The organism is Pseudobutyrivibrio sp. UC1225 (assembly GCF_900115215.1).
Classification (GTDB): Bacteria; Bacillota; Clostridia; order Lachnospirales; family Lachnospiraceae; genus Pseudobutyrivibrio.
This window is the reverse complement of the sequence record NZ_FOVQ01000003.1, coordinates 309,987-333,941: the sequence shown is the minus strand read 5'-3', so window position 1 is coordinate 333,941 and position 23,955 is coordinate 309,987. Positions and strand designations below refer to the sequence as shown.

The following is a 23,955-nucleotide window of genomic DNA, read 5'->3' as shown; positions in this document are numbered from 1 at the left end:
TCTACAGATACCTGTGTCTTTCCATCTGGTCGGAGGTACTTTAAAGTACCGTCTTTGCGGACATTTGCAAGCTGTAGAGCAAGTCTATGAGCAAGAGAAATAGGATAAGGCATGAGCTCTTCTGTTTCGTTTGTAGCGTAACCGAACATCATACCCTGGTCACCGGCGCCTGTATCCAGGTCGTCTGTAAGTGAGCCTTCCTTTGCCTCAAGAGCCTTGTCAACACCCATTGCAATGTCTGCGGATTGTTGATCAAGAGCGACCATAACAGCGCAAGAGTTTCCATCAATGCCTTTCTTTCCATCGTCATAACCGATTTCAAGAAGAGTCTTGCGAACAATAGCTGGAACATCGAGGGTAGCCTTTGTAGTGATCTCACCTGTAACAAGTACGAAACCTGTACATGAACAAGACTCACAAGCTACTCTACTCATAGGATCTTCAGCTAAGCAAGCATCGAGGATGGCATCAGATATGGCATCACATACCTTATCTGGATGGCCTTCTGTTACTGACTCTGAAGTAAATAATAGTTTTTCCATTTGATTTTCCTTCCTATCCTTTTTATACTCTATATATTCTAAAATTAAAATCAACTAGTATGTATAGAGCATACAGTTACTTATATTTTCTAAACCATTCCCTTAATCTTTTATATTGCTGATAAAACTGCTTCATAATAAACAAATAAGCAATTGACATAAAAAATGTAATAGGAAAAGTTAAAATAAATCTTATAAAAAACCTCCTATATATCTAGCATACTCCCACTTGATAATATATGTTATAACCAAATATTGTATACAATAGATAATCGAACTTATTCTTCCCAATACCTTTGTATCACCTTTAAAACACTTAAATGGTAATACATCACAGTTTAATATTAATCTAAAAAAATAATAAGCAACTAAAATAGTAAAACTCCATCTGTAGCATAAACGTTGCCTATATTTGTGTTAATTAGAGATTCGATACAAAGTAATATAATAAAAAGCAAAAAATGATTTCTATAATATGAAAATGATTTCTGTTTTTCACAACAAACTAGTCCAAGGAGCAAATAAGGGATAATTCGTACCCCCATTCTATTCTGATTCCCATAAAATATCCGCTACATAATAGAAAAAAGGTACTGCTATACATAGAAATAACAATGTCATAAATGTATTAAGGCTTTCTAATATATCTTGAAAGGGATGAGTATGATTAGCTACAACATTTATACACATGATAAATCTGAAAAAATCAATTCTATCAATACGTCTTTCAACCATTTCAGCATTATTATGCACAGATATATTCATCTTTACCTATGATATCCTCTTCTCTGCATTTCATCTGCTTCAATTAGTTTTTTTATTAAATAATACTGTCCATCATTCTCAGTCACATTATACATATAATCAGGTGATATACTTGAAAACTCAAGCTTTTCTTTTAATGCTAATGCATCTAAGAAATACTTAACAGCCCAACTGATCTCCGCGTCAGGAAAATAATATGGTCTCTTTCTTCCTCTGTAAAAGTTAGCCACAAAACCTGGTGCAGGATAACTACCATACCATCCACCTGACTTATTCTGTAAGCTAATTGCATAATAAAATAGTGAATTACCTTTCTCTAACTCCCCAAGCTTATACCATACAACAGCCAGCTGAAAACAGCCTGTAGAACATATCCATGGAACGTCTTTTAATCCTGGTATAGCTCCTTTTGACGTTCTATACTTTTCAAGTCGCTCCATAGATTCTCGACATAATTCAATTTCTCCAAGGTCATATAGTCCTTCCATGACATATGCATAAAAATGTGACAACAGACTAAAATTCTTAATCCTATCGAGTTTATTCTCCTTATAGTATTTAAGAATCTTATTTACACCCTCAAGGTATTCAGATTTATTAAAAATATGTCCTGCCTCCCTAATAGGTGACAAACAATAAATATGTATAAGCTCTGAACAATAGTCTTCATTCGCCCCCCATGCATCTTTGCATGGAGTAGTTAGTCTACCATCCGATTGCATGTTGGAAAGAATCCAATCACAGCCCTTGATAATATGTTCATCTACTTCAGGAATAATGTTTCTGATCGCTAAAAGTCCTTTCAAAATCTGAGCAGAATCAAAAACATATGGTGCAACATTCCCACTATCATACCAGGAACCATCATCCTTTTGTATCGAGCACAAATATCTAGCATATGCTATAGCCAAATCACATTCTCCCCACTGAAGCAGCGACGGAATATAGTATCCGGTGACCTCCGGATAAATACATAGCTCTTTAGACGTTACTGTAATACCATTTCCTCCAATAGTATAATTATTTATCCAAGTAATTGCCCTATTAAATACTTCATTTTTGTTTTTCATTGTTCTTTCCACCTTAAAAAAATAATTACTTCTTTGCTATTCTTTTATCAAAAAGAAATAATCCACCATCTATATATCTAGTTTGATTTTAAACCATTAATAAATCATATAAACATCACTTCATACATATTTCAGAATATCTGATATAGTACTAATCACATTTAACACACACCCACACTCTCCATATCCATATTTAGCAAAAACAAAACGGAAATCGTTTTCTTTAGCTGCAGTATAATCACCCATGGTATCACCAACCATATAATACTCCTCTACACTTATTACCTTTCTTATGAAAGCTAACATATCATTCTTCGATGATACACCATCTTCTACCACATACTGAACAATATCAAACATTTCTTTAATTTTGAAATAATCCAATAGAACTTCTACTTGTTTTTTTGTCTTCATGGTGGCAATTGCAAGCTTTATTCCTTTTGACTTTAATATGCTAAGTGTTTCTATCATAAAAGGGTACGGATTCGATTTCTTGATGTATTTTTCAACATATATTTTCCTGTACAATCTTGTGGCATTTTCAGCTACTGCTGAATCATAATTCTGAAATATACTAAGCGATTTATATATTGGCGGACCAATATACTTATCTGCATCTTCACTTCTTATGTACTCGCCACCATAAACTTTTATTACTTCATTTAATGCTTGTATTATTCCTTCTTTTGTATCGAATAGAGTCCCATCAATATCAAACACTATGCATGTATCCATTTAATATTCAACCTTCTATATATCTTTTTATTATCTATAATATATTTCCCCCATATATATCTAAATACGTTTTGGTTATAAACTTTATGTTAGATTTTTCTTTAAACTTTCTAATCATACAATTCATTCCAATATTCATCCTATCAATTGATTCTTCACTTATAAACACAGTTAAATCATCGGATTCGTAGTTCAATCTGGAATCTTTTAAGTATCCATCATATCCAGCTAAATATATATCGTTAACTCCTAATTCTTCAACTGCAAATTTTATAGCCATCAGTCCAGCATTATCTTTTACACCATCTATATCATTTAATAATATTTTATAATCAATTGTAGCAAAAATATCACCACTATGAATGTTACTTGTAGCTATCACTCTAGCTCTTGATGCCTCAGACAACTGGTTAAATCTTCGAATATTACTCACAAATATGTAATCTACATTACAGCCTGCATACTCGTGATTAATACTTATAACTATTGGCTTATTATTCTCAACAAATTTTGCTATCTTTTCTTCTTCTTTTTTTGCTGAAGCCCCCGGAGCTATAAGCAGAACTTCCCTTCCACTAACTTTTTGTTGAATCTCAGCTATGCAATCCTTATTCTTATTCTCTCTAGACATATAACTCATGTATAGATCATTAATATACTCCTCATCATACTCAACAGCTTTATCCTTATCCATCAAGGAAAAAATCTCATCCATGTCCTCTAGCAGTAAAGCCTCTTTTGACGTAAGGTATTTTGCATAATTCGGATGAACCATATGTGCTGCTGATAGATAATTAGGTAATGAATATCCCCATGGTTTTTCGTTATAAAAACGTGATAACACCTCGTCCATTATTCTCAATAATGGCTTTATTTCATAGTTCTTTCCATATTTTGAATTTAATTCGTTAAGAAACAATTCAGAATTAAGATTCCCTGCGCCTCTCCCCATACCATAAATAGAACTATCAATAATAATATTTCGATTTCTGGCGCTCTTTAGTAAACTTTTACAATTCGAAAATGCCCCTTGCAAATTGTTATGGGAGTGAAATCCTATATAAGTATTTTCATTTATTTCCTTGTCAGCAATCTGAAAATAATGTAACAATATATCCTCATCCATTGTTCCAAAACTGTCGACGATGTAAAAAGCATATGGATTCAATTCATTTGCTTTACTAATTAACTCTATAAATTCATCATCCGAATATAACATTGTTACCATAGGTTGCATATATAACTTATAGCCTTTTTGTTTAATTATCTTACATGAAGTCATGGCCTCATTAAGTGATTTCTTATGAAAAGCCAATCTTATTCCGCCTATAACACTCTCTGCGGCATCTGGTAAATCTTCTAGTTTATATTCACCTAAATTCATCATAACAACATATTCAGACTTATTAGCTTCTTTTGAAATAAATGCTTCAATCTGCTTCAAATCTGTATATTTAGATATATCTTGATTATATGAAACTCTACTTGTTAAAAAACCGCATTCAATAATATCCACACCCGCTATGGCCAATCCATTTATGATTTTTTCAATATTTTTTTCTCTAAAATTCCAGTTATTACAATATCCACCATCTCTAAGTGTACAATCCAATGATAATATTTCGCCCATATTAATACCTATCTATTCATATAATTAAATATCGCATCAGCTATCAAAAAATCTTCTGCTTCATCAATATCTATACTTTCTATTTCCCCAACTTTCACAACAAATGGATGTTCGCCTATTCTTCTTCCTAACCCCTTAATAACTTCTTTGGTATAGATATAAAAGCCGCTAGTTTCCATAAGGAATGGTTTTAGATCCTGTGTACGAGGTATGTTATTTAAATCGTAGTTATATGGTTTATTTTCACCTTCAACCCACAAAAAATCCTGTAATACTTTAGCTGCAAACGATGAATCAAATTTTCCACTTATTACATTATCTAATCCCAATTGAATACTTTCAGTTTTTACAAAAGGAGCTGTTGTATGAGTCATCAAATAAATATCAGCTGGGATATCCTCAGAAAATGCCTTGAGAACCTCAATCATCGACGTACTATCTAAATCTAATCGTTCATCTCTTTTCAAATATTCAATTCCATCTGGTAAATATTCCTTTATGTCAGAATTACTACAATATACATATATTTTATCAACACCCTCCACTTTTTTTAATGTTTCCAATATATATGTACATAGAGGCTTCCCATTCGTAAAAGCCTTCGTGTTTTTCTGTGGCAATCTTTTATTATTTAACTTCATTGGCACAACTGCAACTGTTTTCATTATCTTCCTCACTCATCATGCATAAAACTTCGTGGTTCTATATTATGTAGACGTACCTTTAAGATTATCAATATTATTACACAGCATATAATACTGTTTCCTGTACAGATAGCTTCCTATAATGTCTAAGATAAAGCTTATAATCTGGATTCATCGATTTAATCAGTAGCGGAATTTTTATTAAATCATCTTGTTTATGATATACAGAAATCATTAATTTAGGTTTATCTCTCATAATCACCTTTTGTGCGCCTAACAAAGCTTGATACTCTGCACCTTCAATATCCATTTTTATGTACGATACCCGTTTATTGTCACATACGTTATCTATTGTATCAGACTCGACTTCTAACTCATAAGATAAGGATTCATCTTCACTTACTTTTCCTGAGCCTGAACCCAAACAATCAAATAGTAACTTTGTTCTTTCGCTCCAAACAGCGATTTCTTTTACTTCAACACATGGGTACTTATTTCGTATTATTTCTGCGTTTTCATGGTCAGCTTCAAATGAAATAACTTCACCGTATACTCCTTTGCTATGATTAACATACGACTCAATAGTATCACCAATATATCCTCCACAATCCACAAATATACCATCTTTAGTGTATGCAATTATATCTTTATCAAAATACTGATCTTTACAATTATCCGCAATGTCTTTAATTAAACTGATATCATGTGATAACTTGTACTGTAAAACACCATATAATACCCTTTTAGATTTATCATCTTGTAACATGTTATAAGTCATATTTAACAAACTAATATGATTACGAATAAACGACTTATCGTCTACTTTTAACATTGCTAAATCAGGAATATATACCTGCCTTTCTGTTATTCCATACTCAGTATTTAGCTGATTAAGAATTTCATCACCCTCTCCACACGAAATTACTATAACAGTATCTGCCTCTATCCCAACGTCTAGGACATCTGATGGTTTTTTTACTTTGATACCTACAAATTCAGAGTCCCACTTTAAAGGATTATTATCTATAAAACATTCAATATTTCCTTTTATTGATGAACATTTTTGGTCAATATATTCAACAACTCTAGCACCTCCTACCCCAGCGCCAAATAAAATTATCTTTTTCATTTTTAAGAATTCTTCAATTATTCTTTGTTCGAAATCAACATCGTAATTTAGCTCTAATTGCATTTGTCCCCCTATGATTAATTCAGAAGCAAATTAATCTACTTTCCTTTCTTTTTGATAACTGTGCCATAATACATTCAGATACTGTGGACTTTTGATTTTTCCCTGTAGCAATGACTACTGTATGGAGTGTATTGCCATTACCTTTATCTGAATTGTTTATAAGCTGGATGTCCCATTTATATCAGAGCACTTATTTCAATCAAGTGTACGATGATAATCGTTGGTGGATATCACAGTATCAGTCTTAATTGAAAGGAGAACGTTATGATTTACGTCGGCATCGATATTGCCAAACTCAAATCTTTTGAGAAAGACCAGATCATCATTGGTCATGGTTCTACGGCTCACCATGGCAACAACCTTTTGATGTTACTAGTACCAAAAGGCTATAATGTTTGCCTTATCAATCCTATTCAGACTGCGCAAATGAAAAAGAACAACATTCACAAAACCAAGACTGATAAGGTTGATACTATTATTATCTGTAAAGTTTTAATTATGCATCCCCACAGGTTCATTACGCTCTATGACATTGGTCTTACGCAGCCAAAGAACCTCGGAAGGTTCAGACAAAAGATTGTGAAGCAGAGTACCCAATTAAAGATTCAGCTGACTTCTTACGTGGTTCAAGGTTTCCCTGAGCTACAGTATTTCTTTAAATCTGGAATACATCACAAGGGATGCTATGCGCTTCTTAAAGAAGCTCCTACACCTGAAGCCATTGCTTCTATGCATTTGACTCATCTTACGCACCTTTTGAAATCCGCTTCCCAAGGCCATTTTAAAAAGGAAACATCTGTAGAATTAAGAGTTCTAACACAGAAGTCTGTCGGTTCAAGCGACAAATCTTTATCTATTCAAATCACTCAATCTATTGAACAGATTGAGCTATTGTATAGGCAGTTAAAATTAATTGAATCCGAAATGAAAGACATTGTCACATCATTAGATTCTGTAATAATGACCATACCAGGCATTGGTTACGTCAATGGCGGTATGATTCTTGGAGAAATCGGTGACATCACCAGATTCTCCAATCCGAGTAAGCTTTTGTCATTTGCTGGACTTGATCCCTCTATTTACCAATCTGGTAACTTTGAAGCCAAGCACACTCGTATGTCAAAACGTGGCCCAAGAGCCTTACGTTATGCATTGGTTAATTCAGCACACAATGTTGTTAAAAACAACAAGACTTTCAATGATTACTATCATCAAAAAGTATCTGAAGGCCGCTCGCATTACAATGCTTTAGGCCACTGTGCAGGTAAGCTCGTTCGCATCATTTATAGGATGCTAACTGATAATTTTTCCTTTAACCTAGATTAGCATATGTCTTACATAGATTTTTGAAAGGCCTCCGCTAGAAGGTCTAGTTAGAGTCAGCTATTTTTAGCCTCATAAGTCAAACAAATTATTCGCTAAATTTTTTCTTGACTATTCATAGCTGGTCTCCATATGCAAATCTTATTCCTTGCTTAAGCATGTTTATATTTAGCTAACCGCCATATTTCAAAGATATATATCAACGATATTACATCTTATACTACTTTAAATTCGTATACCCTATGCAATCTATTAAGTATTCTTTTATTGGTTCATATCGTCTCTTTTTTGCAATTTGCATTTTTCTTGTTTTACTCATAGTATTATCTATCTTACTAATATAATCAAAAAGCAAATATAATTCCCCTTTATCTAGCACATCATCATATCCATACCAATAATTACAAAAACTATATTTTTCCTCTGAGATTTTTTCATCATAATCTGAGAATAGGCTCTCAAATTTTTTCATTGTTTCTTTTACAAGTCCATTATTCGTTTGAACAACATTTTCCTTGCCTGATTCAATGAAATCAAACTCTCTATGAAATATTGATACAGGAACACCTAAATAAATGCAATATCCAAGAGCAGAAGTATATCCATCAATTAATGCATAATCTGCCATCTTTATTATAGTCTTCATACAATCATTAAAATCATAATTTTCTCTCCGTCCGGCAGACGTAATAATCCATCCTTCCTTCAAATATCTAAAATGTAATCCTCGCTCAATATCAACAAAATACATCGACACTATTACCGTATCGAATCCATATTTTTCCTTAATTTTTTTTACATATTCTATAAAAGCGTCAGATTTATCCTTATAATGAAAATCCTCTATATCATGCATTGGATAAATTAAAAGTGTTTTTCCAAGTGATTTTTTTATTACTTTATAGTCAAATTCATTGTAAATCGAATTTGCATAATGAATAGATGGACCTATTGGGAAAATAGGAACATCCACATATTGCGACAAAAAATCTTTTCGCTGACTTGAATTTACTATTAATGCCTTTTTTTCTTTCGCCTGCCAATCATACAAATCTAACATGTCCAACCCTGGAGCATGTTCCGAGTGTGCTTCTATTGTCTTTGTATAACCAGAATATCTCTTCAGAATATAATTATATCCATAAAATCTTGAACTTCCTAATACTTTTCTATCATAGTCTGGGCGTGATAATATTATATTATTGTAGTCAAAAATATTTGTTATAGTTGCATTTTTTGTTCTCCTACCATTATTACTTAATAATGGGTTTTTTTTTAGTATTTCAATTCGTATTCGCTTAAAATAATCCATATTTTTTCTCCTAGGAAATGAGTCTTATTACTTTTCACACACACATACCAAATCATTTTCCTTCTCATGATTCAAGTACGCCAATCTAACTATAGCCTTCACTTTAAATCCCGTTTCTTGAAGCAATGCAACCATACTTTCTTTTGAAAAAAAACGTACATGCTGTTCATCATCTATCATTCTCTCAAACGGAACTGAAATAAAACACAACCCTCTATCTTCTAAAATCATATACATATTAGATAATGTTTTTCTTATATCTGGAACATGTTCCAACATTTCCAACGAGATAAGAACTCCATACTTAGAATCCTTATTAATACTATCAATATCTATACATTCAGCATCTGAAATATAATCTCTAATCTCCTTAATTCTATTCGGATTCAAATCAATCCCCTTTATTTTATAACCACTTTGTGCAAGGTATTTATCTATACTGCCATGTCCACAAGCAACATCTAAAATATATGTATTCTTAGGAATATGTCTTTCTATATATTTTGCTATTATCCTCATACTCATTCTATGTTCAAAATATTCATCATAGTACATTTTATCTGAGTCTGCCTCTCCATACCACAATGCTATTCTTTTCAGATCATGATTTTTACATAAATCTACGAGTTCTCTATTTCTCTCATTGTAAAATTGATTTCTATAGATACACTCTGACTCATTACTAATCACATAATAACTTGACACCTCATCAACAAATGATTTTTCAAATCGTTTATATTCCAACATTTCTTTGCAAGCAATCGAAACCTTACATCTTGTCAACATATCAAAAAATAAACAAATCTTTAAATAAATATGTTTAAATATCTTTTGAAATAAAACTTTCAACTTATTCGCTCTCCTAACATGAACCACTAAACAATTTTACTCTCTAACTTGTAATGCATTAAAAAAAACATTACCAAACCAATCTTTTCGCCATTGAAGTCTAACTTCACAATCTTCCACTCTAAATGGCAGATTATTAGTTTGATCCAAACTGCGATCCCATCCCCCCATATCATTTTGCCGATGCAAATTAAACTGCATAGCATAATTACCAGCTGGTAATTCTTTAAATTCTGTTTGAAAACTAACTATCTTTTTTTCGCCTTTTTTCATATCTGGAATTCTAACATAGTCAAAGCCTATTGGTGAATTATCTAATTCATTAATAGATATTCCCATATAGAGATTTTCCAAATCCACAAACGACTCTATTTCTACATCAAATAATACTTCTTCCTGATTAGAAAAAAATAGACGGTCTTTATTTTTAAATGAAACATTATTCATCATTACTAATGAACCAAGTCTATCAACCCTAGTACCTCTATCTTTTAACGTATTATCGATATAAGCTGAAGATACATCTGTGTTACTATCCATATATACAGCTATAGCATCTTCAACCCCTCCATCAAAAACCACTTTTCCATGTTTTAGGACAATGCATCTGTCGCATAGATTTCGTATGGTTGCCATATTATGGCTCACATAAAGTACAGTCTTTCCTCCATGAGCTTCATCCCCCATCTTGGAAAGACACTTTTTCTGAAATGCCATATCTCCAACTGCTAACACTTCATCCATAATCATAATTTCCGCATCAAGGTGAGAAGCTACAGCAAAAGCTAGCTTAACATACATTCCCGAAGAATATCGTTTTACTGGTGTATCTATAAACTGTCTGCATTCTGAAAAGTCGATAATAGACTCTATCTTTTCATCAACTTCTTTTCTGGTCATTCCCAAAATTGCACCATTCATGTAGATATTCTCTCTACCAGTAAGTTCACCATGAAAACCAGTACCAACTTCAAGCATTGAAGCTATTCTACCATCAATCCATATATCACCTTCTGTAGGTGCAGTAACTCTGGAAAGAATTTTCAAAAGGGTCGATTTTCCTGCTCCATTCCAACCTATAATTCCAACGGCTTCTCCCTTTTTTATTTCAAGATTAATTCCATCCAACGCGTAGAAACTATTTACTGAATTAGAATACCCTTGGCCTATCATAAGGTTTGGATCCTCTTTTCCTCGCTTTCGAGCCCACCAAGACTGAAGCTCTGCGTTTAGAGTTTGTCCCCCTATAGCGCCAAGCATATATTGTTTTCTTAAATTTTCTATTTTTATAGCTATATCTGACATATTTATACCGTATCCATAAATGTTTTTTCTATTTTACTGAACAAAACTATTCCTAATGCTAAAACAATTAGGGTTACTATCCAACTTATCCCCCAATAACGCCAAGCGTCTGTTTGTATTCCAAGTAGTACACTTCGAAAGCACTCAATTACTGGTGACATTGCATTTATCATATACACCGACATATATTTCTTCGGAATAATATCTGCTGTATAAACAACTGGAGTAGCGTACATCCAAAGCTGAACGCCGAATCCCACAAGGATAACCAAATCTCTATACTTTGTAGTGAGAGCTGCTATGATAATACCACACCCAAGTCCAAGTAATCCTGTTTGGAATATTAGAACAGGAACTAATAAGAGTGAGTATCCAAGTCCAAAATTATAACCATTTAAACTATAATAAACGATTGCAACAACAAGCATCGCTAACTGTATTCCTAAATCTAGCATTCCTGTAAGAACAGACGAAATAGGCATTACAAGTCTTGGAAAATACACCTTTCCCATGATTGCTGCATTTGCTGTAAAAGTGCTAGATGTCTGTGTGAGACTAGTTGCGAAAAAGGTCCACAAAGCATTACTACACAAATAGAAAACAAATTGTGGCACTCCGCTTGTTGACAATCCAGCTAAATTGCCAAATACCAAAGCATATAGCGTCACAGTAATTAATGGGTTGAAAATAAGCCATAACGGACCAAGAATTGTCTGCTTATATCTTGTCGAATAATTTCTTTTAAAGAATAGCCATATAAGATCTTTATAATGAACTAACTCTTTCAAATCAATATCAAACCATCCAGTCTTAGCTTTTATATGTGTTGTATATTCCTCCATTTATCTAATTCTAATTCCTTTCATCTTTCGATAAATTTTATAAACCAACGAGTCACTTATATTTTTTTGTATATTATTTTTTCTTAATTTATGGCTTAAGTATTTCTCATAACTACAATCAATTGATAATAACATCTGCAATGTCTCATCCTTGTGAGACTCTGCCCTTACCATAATATGATCAAAAAATTCATGATTTAAACCATGTTTTTTCGCATCCGTGTATAGCGACATGAAATTCTTTTCTATAGCCCTATATGTCTGTTCCTTTATGGACGCTTTCTTTGTTTCAGTGAGAGAACCTGCATGTCTTCTATACAAGTATAGATTATCTGTAATATGTATTACTCTTCCATATCTATATATACGCATCCAGTAATCATAGTCCTCTGCTAAAAAGAGATTTGCATCGTACTCTCCAACTCTTTTTGCAACATCAGCTGTATATAAGAAACAAGCTCCACATACATTTCCTACAACAATTTTCTCTGGTTCTTGAAGTTTTCCTTCTCCAAGAATGTTTCCGTCAACATCAATATTAGTATAGTCAGCATATACCATTACAGCATCTGGATTTTTTTCAAGAGTCTCAACCAATTTACATATAGCATTAGGTTTATACATATTATCATCAGAAGTCCATGTATAATAATTACCTGTTGCTTCTCTAAAACCTGCATTTAATGTATTCGGTAATTTTAAATTACACTCATTAGAAATAACTTTTATTCTTGAATCATTGTTTGCAATACATTGGCATATCTCCAATGTATTATCTGTAGAACAGTCATTGACTATTATTAATTCCCAATTATCATACGTCTGGTTTACTATACTTTCTATTGAATCTAATACATGTTCAGCTCCGTTATAAACAGGCAGAATAATTGAAACTTTTTTTTCATTCATTTTAATAAATGTCGCATCCTTCCAACTATTTTAACAACACCAATATATAGTCTATATAGCGGTTTGCTAATATAAAAAACTTTAATAGGCCCGCCACCGTTCATATACTTCACTACCAACGGCTTTATCCTATCAAATAATATTTGGGACTCGTGGGAATTCTGTTCCTTTTTATTCATATGTTCCCAATTATTCAACATCATCAATGTAAACAATTTGATTTGTTGTTCTCCAACTACAGCTGTAATGTATGGGTGTTTCTTCAAAAATATATCTGTTTCTTCAGCACTTATGCACATTGAGCGATTTTTCTCAATCCAATTCGTTCCCTTAACAATAGAATCTGTTCTATATCGTCTATAATACAGCGGTTCGTGAAGAATTGAAACTCTATCACACAGACAAGTTAATTCAAAATTGAACAAATTATCCTCATGCAATATTCCCTCATAAAAACGAAGATTATTTTCTTCGATAACCTTTCTTCTAGTAAAAATTAAACAACAGCTAGGATAGTAATCATTATTATCTATAGCTTGTTTATAAAAATTTATACCACTAAGATAATTCGGATAGTTCCCAGAATATTTATATCCACCTTCATCTATTCCTGTCCATTTATAATCATTTGTACCATCTTCAAATGTATAAGCAACAAATCTTACTTGGTCCAGATTTTCTTCCTTTGCCTTTTTATATAACTTCTCTAAAGCATCATCGGCAAGATAATCATCACTATCAAGAAAATATATATATTCACCACGAGCTTCAGACATGCCTGTATTTCTTGCTGCACTAAGACCACCGTTATCTCTGTTAATTAATTTGTAATTTTCATTTCTGTTACAATATTTTTTTGCAATAACTTCAGAATTATCTTTCGAACCATCATTAACAATTATAACTTCGATTTCCTTCAGAGTCTGTCGTTCAATGCTATCAAGACATTCTGAAAGATACTGTTCAACGTTATACGCTGGTACAATTACACTTACTTTTATATCAGTTTTCATATTCTTTATTTTCTAATTTTTTACAGGTAAAATGTTAACCTTTTTTGCCTCTATTTTTCTTATCTCCAACAAAACGATGACTACAAATACATATGAAATAAGCCACATCTCGAAAAAATATTTAAAGAAACTAGCTGGCATCGAAAGGGTAGTAATAGCAATATGCACTAGTACACCAATCATAATAATCATCATAGGCTTATTTTTCACAATCAATGAATGTATTAGGGCTCCTAGCATAAACACTAACGGCAAAAACAAATTATAAGTATTCTTTTGGGCTCCAACAGCATAATATGCTCTAGCTCTAGATTTAATAAATACCATTGGTTGTTTCATAATTACTGCAAATACTGCATCGCTAAATTCCTCATAGGTTACAGACTTTTTTTCTCTTTGAATATAATACATCCCATCCATAAACCATGTCGTATCAAAGTAGTTCATTGCAAACCCATTCAGTCCCATATCACGATTATATTTATCTGCAATATTTAAATCTATATAACCATTTATAATCTCTAATTCTTCTGCAATTATTTGTCTATCAAGTGATTCTTCACCTAACATATGTACTATAATTGCATCCAGCTCAGTCCCCTTTTCCTTTACACCATTAATCATTACTGGAATAAATACTAATATTTCGCACAAAATAAATGCAATAAGAAATCTTTTTCTTATCTTAGAGTTACAATTTTTCAAATATGCCAAATATAACAGCACCGCCCCCACAAGTAGTAAATAGATCCCCTCTCGCCTTAAAACCGACAGGAGTGAAATAATAAAAATCATCCATATATTGGATTTATATTCCCCCCCTCAATAATGTCCATGTACAATTTAACCATTGCAAACAGATATAAAAATCCATACCATTGCATTCTATGAACTTCTATACCCAAGGTCAGAAATGGAGGCATTAAACAGAATGCATATATAATATACACAAGGTTTGATTTATAATGAGCTTTTATTCTCCACATTATATATCCCATTATCAACGATTCGAGAACAATCTTAACAATTACTGGAGCCAAAACAATTGGTAGGATAAAAAAACATACCAAAAATATTTCTGAGGTATAAACAAAAAAATACGGATACAACCTAACAGCAGCATCCCATATATTTTTCTCATCTCCCCAAAAATAGCTGTACACATCACTATTCGAATTTACATACTTGTATATAAAAAAGACAATAAACACAACTAAAAATGGAATCGAAAAAATAAGAATTTGACGTTCTTTTCCATTAATTAAAACAGCTTTAACAATAAATTTTACTAATAAAACTATACAAGAAACAGCTATTAAAATAGCAATGACTAACCACAATACTTGTTCTGATTTACTAACAACATTGGAATAAACATTGTTCATTCCAATGCTGTAATTGTTCTTTAAAAATCTAATTCCTAGTACAAAAGATAATACAGCCCATATCAAACTTATCCATCTAATGTAACCACTACTTTTGTCTTTCATATAAAAACCTCTTAAGTGTGACTCCATATATATCAGATATTATATGTAACAATATTTTTCTCTTTGATTTCCAGACCGCCTTCAAGCACAATGCTAATTTAGATGAAAATTTTATATCTCTATAATTTATCCACTTAAGAGAATTGTCCATTTTCTTATCTATAGCCTCTACATTAAACAATCCGAGGTCTTCTGGATTAATTGTTCTTCTAATTCTCAGTAATTCCATCCATGTACTAGCAAACCTAAAATCCGTTTCCTTTTTCATTTTAGGATTTATTTTATTACATAAATCATATAGAAACATATTTCTGATATGATTTACTACTTCTTTTCCACTGGTCCAAATCCCATCACCAGTTTGAAAATATATAGTCCACGATTCTGGAATATAATACAAGTTCCCTTGCTGCAAAAAACAAAAGGTAATCAAATTATCATTGAAGTTATTTTCCAAAAGTCGTTTGTCTATTTTTTCTATAACACATCTTCGTGTTAACAACGTATCTGTATGAAAATATAATTTTTGCCAATACTCCTTAGGGCCATATTTTCTTTCTTTTATTTTTGCGTTAGTTACCGTGACCCTTCTTCCATCCTCGTAAAGCATATCAGTATTATGACAACAAGCTATACAATCCTTATTTGCTACATCATCCAATATCTCCACCTGTTTCTGAAGTTTATAATTATAGCAATAATAATCATCTCCATCTAGAAAAATAAAATACTCTGTTTCAACATAATCCAACAATTTTAATCTGTTACGTGATGCTCTAAAACCAGATATTTGTTTTCCAGGATTGCGATCCATCACATACAATTCTATTTGATCTGGAAATTTATCAATCCACTCTCTAACCTTTAAGCATGTTCCATCCGTAGATCCATCATCTCCTACAATAATCTTAACTCCAAAATCAGTTTTCTGATTTATAATACTTTGAAGAGTACGATCTACATATTTCTCCTGATTATAAAATGTTACTAGTACACTAACACGGAATTCCTTCATGTTGTCTTACTCAGCCCCTCTTATTTTCATTACTAGTTCTTCATTAGGGATAATATTTATAACTAATTCATTTCCATCCTGTCTAATAGAGTTTCCTGATTTTTCGATATTCATATCATCTGGAATAGTTATATGAACAGTTAATGGCTGATTAAATGTACTGGATGACATATTTTTTTTATTTAGTTTTCCATACACATGTAGGTCACTATCATCAATATACGCATATACATTTATATTTTGTTTCTCTCTAATATACTTTACAGCCTCATCAAAAGTAGCTACCCAAATATCATTGTTATCAGATTTCTCTTTTATATAATCCATGTGCTTTTCAGCATCAGATATAAGAATGGTCTGATATCCGCCATCATCTTCTAGCATAACATTATGCCACATTTCTATAAGCCACACATTGTCTGATATAGCAGTATCAACCCATCCATTCCTTACTGATAAATCTGTACCTTCATCTTGTATTCCTTGTACCATAAGATTCATCCAATCGCCTTCATTTGTTCCGTCTTTTGGCGATAAGGGATTATACCCTCTGTTACCTCTTCTTACAGCCCAAAAATCATTTTCTTCAAGAATTTTATATCCCAAATCACACATAGTATTCTCAGGACACACGAAAACTATCTGTTTTTTACCTAGTTTCTCCTCATACCACTGATCCGCATCTACTATTTCATGTTTCAGTGCATTCTCATCCTTTGATATTTCTGTATCAGTTGCCATCTTTATATGATTATATGAATGACTCACTAAATCAATCGTGTCATTCTCCAACAACTGTTCCCATGATTCTAAATCAGGCTCAACAAATTTTATTGCACCCGCAACTGTACACTTGAGTTCTCTTTCTCCGAATATTTTATCTAAATTCTCTGCAGTTTGATAAAAACCATCATCTGATATTATAGTTACTATTGCATCTGCATCACCATATATTTCTGATATAGATGTATCTAATACTTCAGCTGTTTGTGGTATAGTAAAAATATCATTATTTCCTTTATCTTTCCCACATCCACCAAAGCATATTATAACCAAAGCGATAAGATTAATCCTAGCAATGGTCACTATTTTTCTCATATCTTAATCATCCTTTTATTTAAATTCGTTTACTACATCAATAACGTATTCTATTTCTTCATCTGTCATTCCATAATACATTGGCAAACTCAACTCAGTACTACTGATTTCCTCGGCAATTGGGTAATCTCCTTGTTTAAATCCTAAATCCTTATAACATTCCTGCAAATGTAATGGAATAGGATAATGTTTATTCGTACCAATACCATGCTCATTAAGATATACCTCTAACTCATCTCTTCTCTTGCATCTTATCCCATAGATATGCCATACAGCTTCCGTATACGTCGGAACATATGGAAGAATAATCTCCGAGTTAATAATTCCATTTTTGTACTTTTCTGCTATATATCTTCTAGCAGAATTCATTTTATTCAATTTAGAAAGCTTTGCCATAAGAAATGCTGCTTGTATTTCATCAAGTCTAGAATTATTACCTTTATATATATGGTGATATTTATAATCAGAACCATAGTTTCCCAACGCTCTTACTGTTTCTGCAAGCTTTTTATTATTTGTTAATATAGCTCCAGCATCACCTAATGCACCAAGATTTTTTCCAGGATAAAAACTGAAACCTGCTGCATCACCGAAGGTTCCAACCCTCTTCCCCTTATATGTAGCACCATGAGCTTGCGCACAATCTTCTACCACAAACAATCCATACTTTGTAGCAATTCTCATTATTGCATCCATATCACATGCTTGGCCATATAGATGGACCGGAATAATAGCCCTAGTTTTATTGGTAATCTTCTCTTCAATAAGATTTGGTGAAATATTATATGTACTAATATCTGGTTCAACAAAAATAGGGGTGGCACCTACATAGGTAACTGCTAAAGCTGTTGCAATGAAAGTATTTGACGGAATGATAACTTCGTCACCTTCTCCAATTCCTAAAGCTTTAAGTGATAACATAAGTGCATCTAACCCATTTCCCACACCTATACAATACTTTGCCCCACAATAATCGGAAAATGCCTTTTCAAAAGCTTCATCCTCTTTGCCTTCAATATACCAACTATTTGAAAAAACTCTTTCAAAAGCCTCTCTTAAATCGCTCTCGAGCTCTCTCTCCATAGGAAGAAAACTCACAAATGGTACTCTAATTTCCATAATTCATTACCTTTTTATTATTCATTAATGCCAACAAACTTCAAAAATTCTTCATAATCTCGAATATAATCTGATTCATCATATAATTCAGATGCAAAGACCATTAGCACAGCATCGTGTGTGAAATCAAACATTTCTCTCCACATATTATTTGACACATATAGCCCTTCATAAGGCTTTTCCAAAGCCACAACTTTCTTCTCTCTCCCATTATCAAGTCTAATTTTGCAGCTTCCATGAACACATACTAAAATCTGTTCAAGATTTCTATGTGCATGATGACCACGGACCACATCTGCAGCAGTATCATACATGTAGTAAACTCGCTTAATCCTAAATGGAATATCCTTGAATTCCTCCAATGAAATTAATTGACCTCTTTCATCCCCATGGGGTTGAAATGTGTATTTGATAGTTTGCATATATACACCCTTTCCTTCGTGACCTAATCAAGTCAATTATATCACAGCAATAATTCCACTTCTTTTTGAAGCACTTAATACCAAGCAAACATTTAATATATACGATATTACTACTATGGGAATTCCTTAACTGTATATAATTGTTCTAGATAAATTGCTTTCAGATACTTTTTTCTAATAAATTTAACAATTTTCATAAAAAAAGTGTTCTCTAGGATTATTCCACATTTCAAGATTCTTTGAACCCAGTTTTTAGACTGCCTATGTAATATAATCTTAGAACACGCTTTCCACTCCTCTGATATAATTTTATGCCATTTTTTCTTTCTTGAAGTCGATACTCCTGTCCCCCATTCATATTTCACAAGGACCTCATCAAAATACAATGGGATTACATCATCGTACATACAAATTCGCCATATCATATCTTCAGAATATTTAATAATTCCATCTATTTCTTGCATATACTCAAGAAACAACTCTTTTTCCCCAAGTATACTAGCTCCATTTGCATTATCTGAAAATATTAGATAATTAATTCTAGATAACAAATCGTTCTTCTTTATATATGGCATCAGATACGTTGGCCGTCTTCTAACTCTATCAACTATTTCTCCTGTTTCTCCCTTGTGATAACATACAATATCACAAAAACTCCATCTATTTTGGCTCGAAACGATATAATCTAACCATTTTCGTAATGCTTTTTCCCCATAAAGCTGATCTCCTGGACTTATACATTTCAAATATTTGCCATCTGAATTTCTAATAGAATTTAACAAATTTTTAACTGTTCCAATATTCTGACGTGCTGCACACAGCTTGTAGTCAAAAAATTTTTTTTCATAAAAATACTGTTCTAATTCTTCAAAATGGTTATTTGAGGACCCATCATCCGATATTACAATTTGTAAATTCACATCTTCTTGAATGAGGATAGATTCTATTGTTTCAATAAGCTTATCATATATAGGTTCATAACATAAAACATTTATTGTTACTTCATATTCTTTAGACATATAATCTACTTCTTTTCCTAAAACTTCACTCATATTATTCACTTATTGTTCATTTAACAATATTTGTACTATGAATCGAATATTGTATACCATGTATGGCGTTTTAATTTTTCTATTTGTAATTAATTGTAATTTATGTAATAAACTTTTATCCCCATCCAGCAGCAAATTTATAATTTCCATATTTTCACTTGGTATATAGTCACAATATCCTTTTTTCAATTGGCTTGCCACAATAGATGGCTTATACCTATAATCAAAAAATTTTCTAACACGATATGAAAACAGCTCAACATGAGACATTTTGTCTTTCCCCAAAACACTAACCACATTACTCTCGTGTTGCCTATATAAAATATGTGGAACGGAATCATAAATCACCCTTCCGCCTACTGCTAAACAAACATTGAGAACCCATATATCATGCATATAACAGTTCGAAGGTTTATACTTCTGGATTATTTCTAATAGTCTTGTATTAAAAACCATGGTACAACCAGCTGCCTGAGGCAAAACTAACGCACTTCCAAATTCATCTGTGTGATAACTTTTTTTAAATGGATTATCTATTTCCTCTAAATTTTTCCCAACAATTTTAGCATTCGAATAATATAATGCTGGTATGTCATCGTATTTTTCAAGTATATCAACCGCTGTTGATAACTTATCTGCCAGCCAATAATCATCTTGGTCAGAAAAGGCATAGTATCCACACTTTGATGGGGTAACATTGTATAACAATTCTAAAAAACTTGAGGCAGATCCAATATTTTCACCAACGTAATATGTAATCCTAAGTTTATCACTCCACTTGGTTATAATATCAATTGTAGAATCTGTCGACCCATCATCACGAATTTTGACATCTAAATTTACACTTTTTTGTGCCACTATACTAGACAATTGTTGTTCTAAATATTTTTCTCCATTATATGTAGACATTAAAATTGTCACATTTTTCAATTCACTAGACTTCATTTAAGACATATTACTCTCTATCAGAGACATCCATTTCTTTATCATACTTTTTAATTCAAAATCATTTGCTCTTTGTTGAGCTTTTCTCCTATACTCATCGTTCAATTTTTTATTGGTAAGCATTTCGAAGATGGCATTTTCCATTAATATTTCTTCATTCGTTATAGATTCATCATAAGAATATTTTATACCATCAAAGGTAGGCACTAAAACTCCATATTCCGCATACTCTACATGATTAACATTTTTGAATCTTATTTCTGTTTCTGGTGCTAAAATTTCTCTTGCACCAGATTCATGATCTGTACTAATACATGGAATCCCACAAGCTAACGCTTCTATAAGAGTATTACCCATCCCCTCAAATAATGACGGCAGAACATATAATTTTGCATGAGCTAAAATAGCAAATGGATTGTTACAAAATCCTAAAAAAATGACCTCATTATCTAATTTCATTCTTTTTACCAGTTCTTCATAGTATGATCTTTCGCTACCCTCTCCCAATATGAATAATTTAAAATTCACATCTCTTTCCTTTAACTTAGAGAGTGCTCTAATTAAATGCCATTGTCCTTTTTGATATTCAAGTCTTCCTGTAGTTATGATAATATTCTCAATTGAATCCAAATCTATTTCTTTTGTAGTTAGCTCTTCATTACATAATTCTTTAATTTTTTTAATATCACAGCCATTTGGAATAGTACATATTTTTTGTTCCTTAATTCCAAAATTATCAATAAGATCTTGTCTTACTCCCTCTGAAACCGCAACAATTATATCTGCAAGGTTATATAGTATTTTTACTAACGGGAATCCTATATATCTATATATTCTATTATTTGATGTGCTAGAAAGATTAACTCTAACAGACACTATTGTCTTAGAACACCTATTTCCACTTAAAATATTCGCTATATTAGCACTTTCAGAAAAACTTATTACAGCATCATATTTTTTCTGTTTTTTTAGTTCCCGTAATTTTTTAATTCTTCTCTCAAATGCAAGGAATTGATAACCTAGAGTCAATTTATTCTTTTTTGGTTTCATTTTTAATGAAATTATATTTCCCCGGAAATCATAATTTATACTTGAGTCATCATTTAAAATAATATCTATATCATAATTATCTGGAAGATGTGTGGTTATATTTGAAACTGTTCTTTCCGCCCCTCCATTTGATAATGAGTTTATAACAATAGCAATTTTAGGCATATACAAACCTCATCCTTTAATAAACACTTCAGTCCATCCACTTGTTGGCACAAAATTCCAAAATGAACTTTTATCTATATTACTTAATAACCCACTATATTCAATCCTATTAGAAATAATTCTAGGATTATCTAATTTACCGAAATTAAATTCTTCTACAGAACTAGCATTTTGAATAGTTGGGATTTTTTTTACATCAGCCCCCATAAGTGTAGCAATAGCAATATCAAATGCCACTTGATTTTCTCCAACCGCTATCACTCCTAATTTCTTTGGAGAAGGCAAAACAGGCCCCTCCTTTTCTCCTGCAATAATCATATCAGCAATAATAATCATTTTTCTTTGCGGCGATTTACATAACTTACCATTCTTATCCGCATAAACTATTATTTTATTTAAATCTGTTATTGTCCTACTTATTGTATGATTTCCGCTCCAACTACCTTCACCAGGCTCATTATGAATTAGATTAGCCAAAATTTTAAATCCATATGCAAAACAAAATGCTGGTCTAGCCAGAAGATATTTGCCTTCCGCTTCTTTCATATTCTTGTAATCATATAAATTATCACTAAATATTCTAAGGAGACTTTTCTTCTTATATTCGTCTCCTCCACTGGAGACACTACCAACGGTATGATGTGGCAAAAATTCTTTCCTTGAATTTATTCCCACCATATTTTTCATAGCAATTGTAACACCTGCTTTGCGATGGGTCTTTGGTTTAGGCATATTTATAACAACATCGGCATCAAGTAGATAATTGGAAACATAGTATTCATGTTTTTCTCCATTATGATGTGCAGCCAAACCTCTAGGATCGTAATTCGTTATCCTAAGTTTTTTCAATAACTTTTCATCACAATTATAAAATTCGCTATTTTCATCCAAATTTATAATAGTACCAGATTGTTTATCTTCAACAGTCTGTTTATGTGAGCCCATGACTATCTCTGATTTAACCTCTCTAAAATCCACTAAACTAATATTGATTCCTTTGGATTTATAGTAATTGATTAGTTCTTCTAGACCACTCTCCTCAATTAATCGATCAAATCTGCACTCCTGCATAGGTGCATCCCCTACTACAATTATACCTTTTCCATTCTGGGCTTTAATTACATAATCTATAACTGGAGCAATAACAGATGGCTGAGTATACAAACATTCTGTTCCTTCTCCAGTACGATTTAAATCCATGACTAAATTGGGCTTTATCAAAACAGATGTGTGTTCATTAATTATATTTCCGAAAGGGTTCCACTCTTTTTTTCCATAATTTTCCTTGTCATATCCGAATAAATGAATAGCCTCTCTTACTGAATCGTATACATTATTCTCTTCATTAGAAATATCATTAAAAATATATTCAGGATATCTTCGCGAAGGTCTAAATAAAGAATTCTTTGTTGGATAACAAGCTTTGTCGGTCTTATAAATTGCCACATCTATATTCATAATTATCTCC

Annotated in this window: 23 protein-coding genes; 1 reads left to right on the top strand and 22 read right to left on the bottom strand. The window is 32.2% G+C overall.

Annotated features, from left to right (window positions below):
* The 6 genes from BMZ41_RS06580 to BMZ41_RS06550 form a co-directional block, all read right to left on the bottom strand.
* Positions 1-542: S-adenosylmethionine synthetase N-terminal domain-containing protein (locus tag BMZ41_RS06580; RefSeq protein ID WP_143071327.1), on the bottom strand; the 542-nt coding region annotated here is incomplete at its 3' end.
* A gap of 767 nt (positions 543-1,309) precedes the next feature.
* Complete coding sequence (locus BMZ41_RS06570; protein WP_090527936.1) at positions 1,310-2,377, bottom strand: prenyltransferase/squalene oxidase repeat-containing protein; 1,068 nt, start codon at positions 2,375-2,377, stop codon at positions 1,310-1,312.
* 120 nt (positions 2,378-2,497) lie between these two features.
* Positions 2,498-3,112: an HAD family hydrolase gene (locus BMZ41_RS06565; protein WP_090527933.1), complete on the bottom strand. Its 615-nt coding sequence runs from the start codon at positions 3,110-3,112 to the stop codon at positions 2,498-2,500.
* Between the two features lie 34 nt (positions 3,113-3,146).
* On the bottom strand, positions 3,147-4,742 hold the full coding sequence (locus BMZ41_RS06560) for an aldolase catalytic domain-containing protein (protein ID WP_090527930.1): 1,596 nt from the start codon (positions 4,740-4,742) through the stop codon (positions 3,147-3,149).
* A gap of 8 nt (positions 4,743-4,750) precedes the next feature.
* The gene (locus BMZ41_RS06555) at positions 4,751-5,407 is read right to left on the bottom strand and encodes an acylneuraminate cytidylyltransferase family protein (protein WP_090527927.1); all 657 of its coding nucleotides are present in this window, start codon (positions 5,405-5,407) and stop codon (positions 4,751-4,753) included.
* A 76-nt stretch (positions 5,408-5,483) separates the two neighbouring features.
* The gene (locus tag BMZ41_RS06550) at positions 5,484-6,578 is read right to left on the bottom strand and encodes an FkbM family methyltransferase (RefSeq protein WP_090527924.1); all 1,095 of its coding nucleotides are present in this window, start codon (positions 6,576-6,578) and stop codon (positions 5,484-5,486) included.
* A 264-nt stretch (positions 6,579-6,842) separates the two neighbouring features.
* Here BMZ41_RS06550 and BMZ41_RS06545 point away from each other — a divergent pair, with 264 nt between their 5' ends.
* Entirely contained in the window at positions 6,843-7,904 is a 1,062-nt protein-coding gene (locus BMZ41_RS06545; protein WP_090527921.1) for an IS110 family RNA-guided transposase, read from the top strand.
* A gap of 217 nt (positions 7,905-8,121) precedes the next feature.
* Here BMZ41_RS06545 and BMZ41_RS06540 read toward each other — a convergent pair whose 3' ends face one another.
* From BMZ41_RS06540 to BMZ41_RS06465, 16 genes are all read right to left on the bottom strand, one after another.
* Positions 8,122-9,213, bottom strand: coding sequence for a hypothetical protein (locus BMZ41_RS06540; protein WP_090527918.1), 1,092 nt, complete (start codon positions 9,211-9,213; stop codon positions 8,122-8,124).
* 27 nt (positions 9,214-9,240) lie between these two features.
* Entirely contained in the window at positions 9,241-10,062 is an 822-nt protein-coding gene (locus BMZ41_RS06535; protein WP_090527915.1) for a class I SAM-dependent methyltransferase, read from the bottom strand.
* A gap of 36 nt (positions 10,063-10,098) precedes the next feature.
* Positions 10,099-11,367, bottom strand: coding sequence for an ABC transporter ATP-binding protein (locus BMZ41_RS06530; protein ID WP_090527912.1), 1,269 nt, complete (start codon positions 11,365-11,367; stop codon positions 10,099-10,101).
* A 2-nt stretch (positions 11,368-11,369) separates the two neighbouring features.
* Positions 11,370-12,209, bottom strand: a complete 840-nt coding sequence (locus tag BMZ41_RS06525) for an ABC transporter permease (RefSeq protein WP_090527910.1) — start codon at positions 12,207-12,209, stop codon at positions 11,370-11,372.
* Positions 12,210-13,118, bottom strand: a complete 909-nt coding sequence (locus tag BMZ41_RS06520; protein ID WP_090527905.1) for a glycosyltransferase family 2 protein — start codon at positions 13,116-13,118, stop codon at positions 12,210-12,212.
* Positions 13,115-14,131, bottom strand: a complete 1,017-nt coding sequence (locus BMZ41_RS06515; RefSeq protein WP_090527902.1) for a glycosyltransferase family 2 protein — start codon at positions 14,129-14,131, stop codon at positions 13,115-13,117. Before BMZ41_RS06515 ends, BMZ41_RS06520 begins: the two co-directional genes overlap by 4 nt.
* A 12-nt stretch (positions 14,132-14,143) precedes the next feature.
* Positions 14,144-14,845: a hypothetical protein gene (locus BMZ41_RS06510; protein ID WP_177184165.1), complete on the bottom strand. Its 702-nt coding sequence runs from the start codon at positions 14,843-14,845 to the stop codon at positions 14,144-14,146.
* Between the two features lie 77 nt (positions 14,846-14,922).
* Positions 14,923-15,621 carry a hypothetical protein gene (locus tag BMZ41_RS06505; RefSeq protein WP_090527895.1) on the bottom strand — a complete coding sequence of 233 codons (699 nt, stop codon included), beginning with the start codon at positions 15,619-15,621 and terminating at the stop codon, positions 14,923-14,925.
* Positions 15,605-16,636 carry a glycosyltransferase family 2 protein gene (locus BMZ41_RS06500; RefSeq protein ID WP_090527893.1) on the bottom strand — a complete coding sequence of 344 codons (1,032 nt, stop codon included), beginning with the start codon at positions 16,634-16,636 and terminating at the stop codon, positions 15,605-15,607. The genes BMZ41_RS06505 and BMZ41_RS06500 overlap by 17 nt, the downstream gene beginning before the upstream one ends.
* Positions 16,637-16,642: 6 nt before the next feature.
* Positions 16,643-17,734 carry a polysaccharide deacetylase family protein gene (locus tag BMZ41_RS06495; RefSeq protein ID WP_090527888.1) on the bottom strand — a complete coding sequence of 364 codons (1,092 nt, stop codon included), beginning with the start codon at positions 17,732-17,734 and terminating at the stop codon, positions 16,643-16,645.
* Positions 17,735-17,749: 15 nt separating this feature from the next.
* The gene (locus tag BMZ41_RS06490) at positions 17,750-18,853 is read right to left on the bottom strand and encodes a DegT/DnrJ/EryC1/StrS family aminotransferase (protein ID WP_330388830.1); all 1,104 of its coding nucleotides are present in this window, start codon (positions 18,851-18,853) and stop codon (positions 17,750-17,752) included.
* A gap of 17 nt (positions 18,854-18,870) precedes the next feature.
* Positions 18,871-19,275, bottom strand: coding sequence for a sugar 3,4-ketoisomerase (locus tag BMZ41_RS06485; protein ID WP_090527885.1), 405 nt, complete (start codon positions 19,273-19,275; stop codon positions 18,871-18,873).
* A gap of 113 nt (positions 19,276-19,388) precedes the next feature.
* Positions 19,389-20,327 (bottom strand): glycosyltransferase, encoded by a 939-nt coding sequence (locus BMZ41_RS06480; protein WP_090527882.1) that lies wholly within the window; start codon positions 20,325-20,327, stop codon positions 19,389-19,391.
* Positions 20,328-20,336: 9 nt separating this feature from the next.
* Positions 20,337-21,272, bottom strand: coding sequence for a glycosyltransferase family 2 protein (locus BMZ41_RS06475; RefSeq protein ID WP_090527879.1), 936 nt, complete (start codon positions 21,270-21,272; stop codon positions 20,337-20,339).
* Positions 21,273-22,487 carry a glycosyltransferase gene (locus tag BMZ41_RS06470; RefSeq protein WP_090527876.1) on the bottom strand — a complete coding sequence of 405 codons (1,215 nt, stop codon included), beginning with the start codon at positions 22,485-22,487 and terminating at the stop codon, positions 21,273-21,275.
* A gap of 9 nt (positions 22,488-22,496) precedes the next feature.
* Entirely contained in the window at positions 22,497-23,945 is a 1,449-nt protein-coding gene (locus BMZ41_RS06465) for a DUF362 domain-containing protein (RefSeq protein ID WP_090527873.1), read from the bottom strand.
* Positions 23,946-23,955 lie beyond the last annotated feature (10 nt).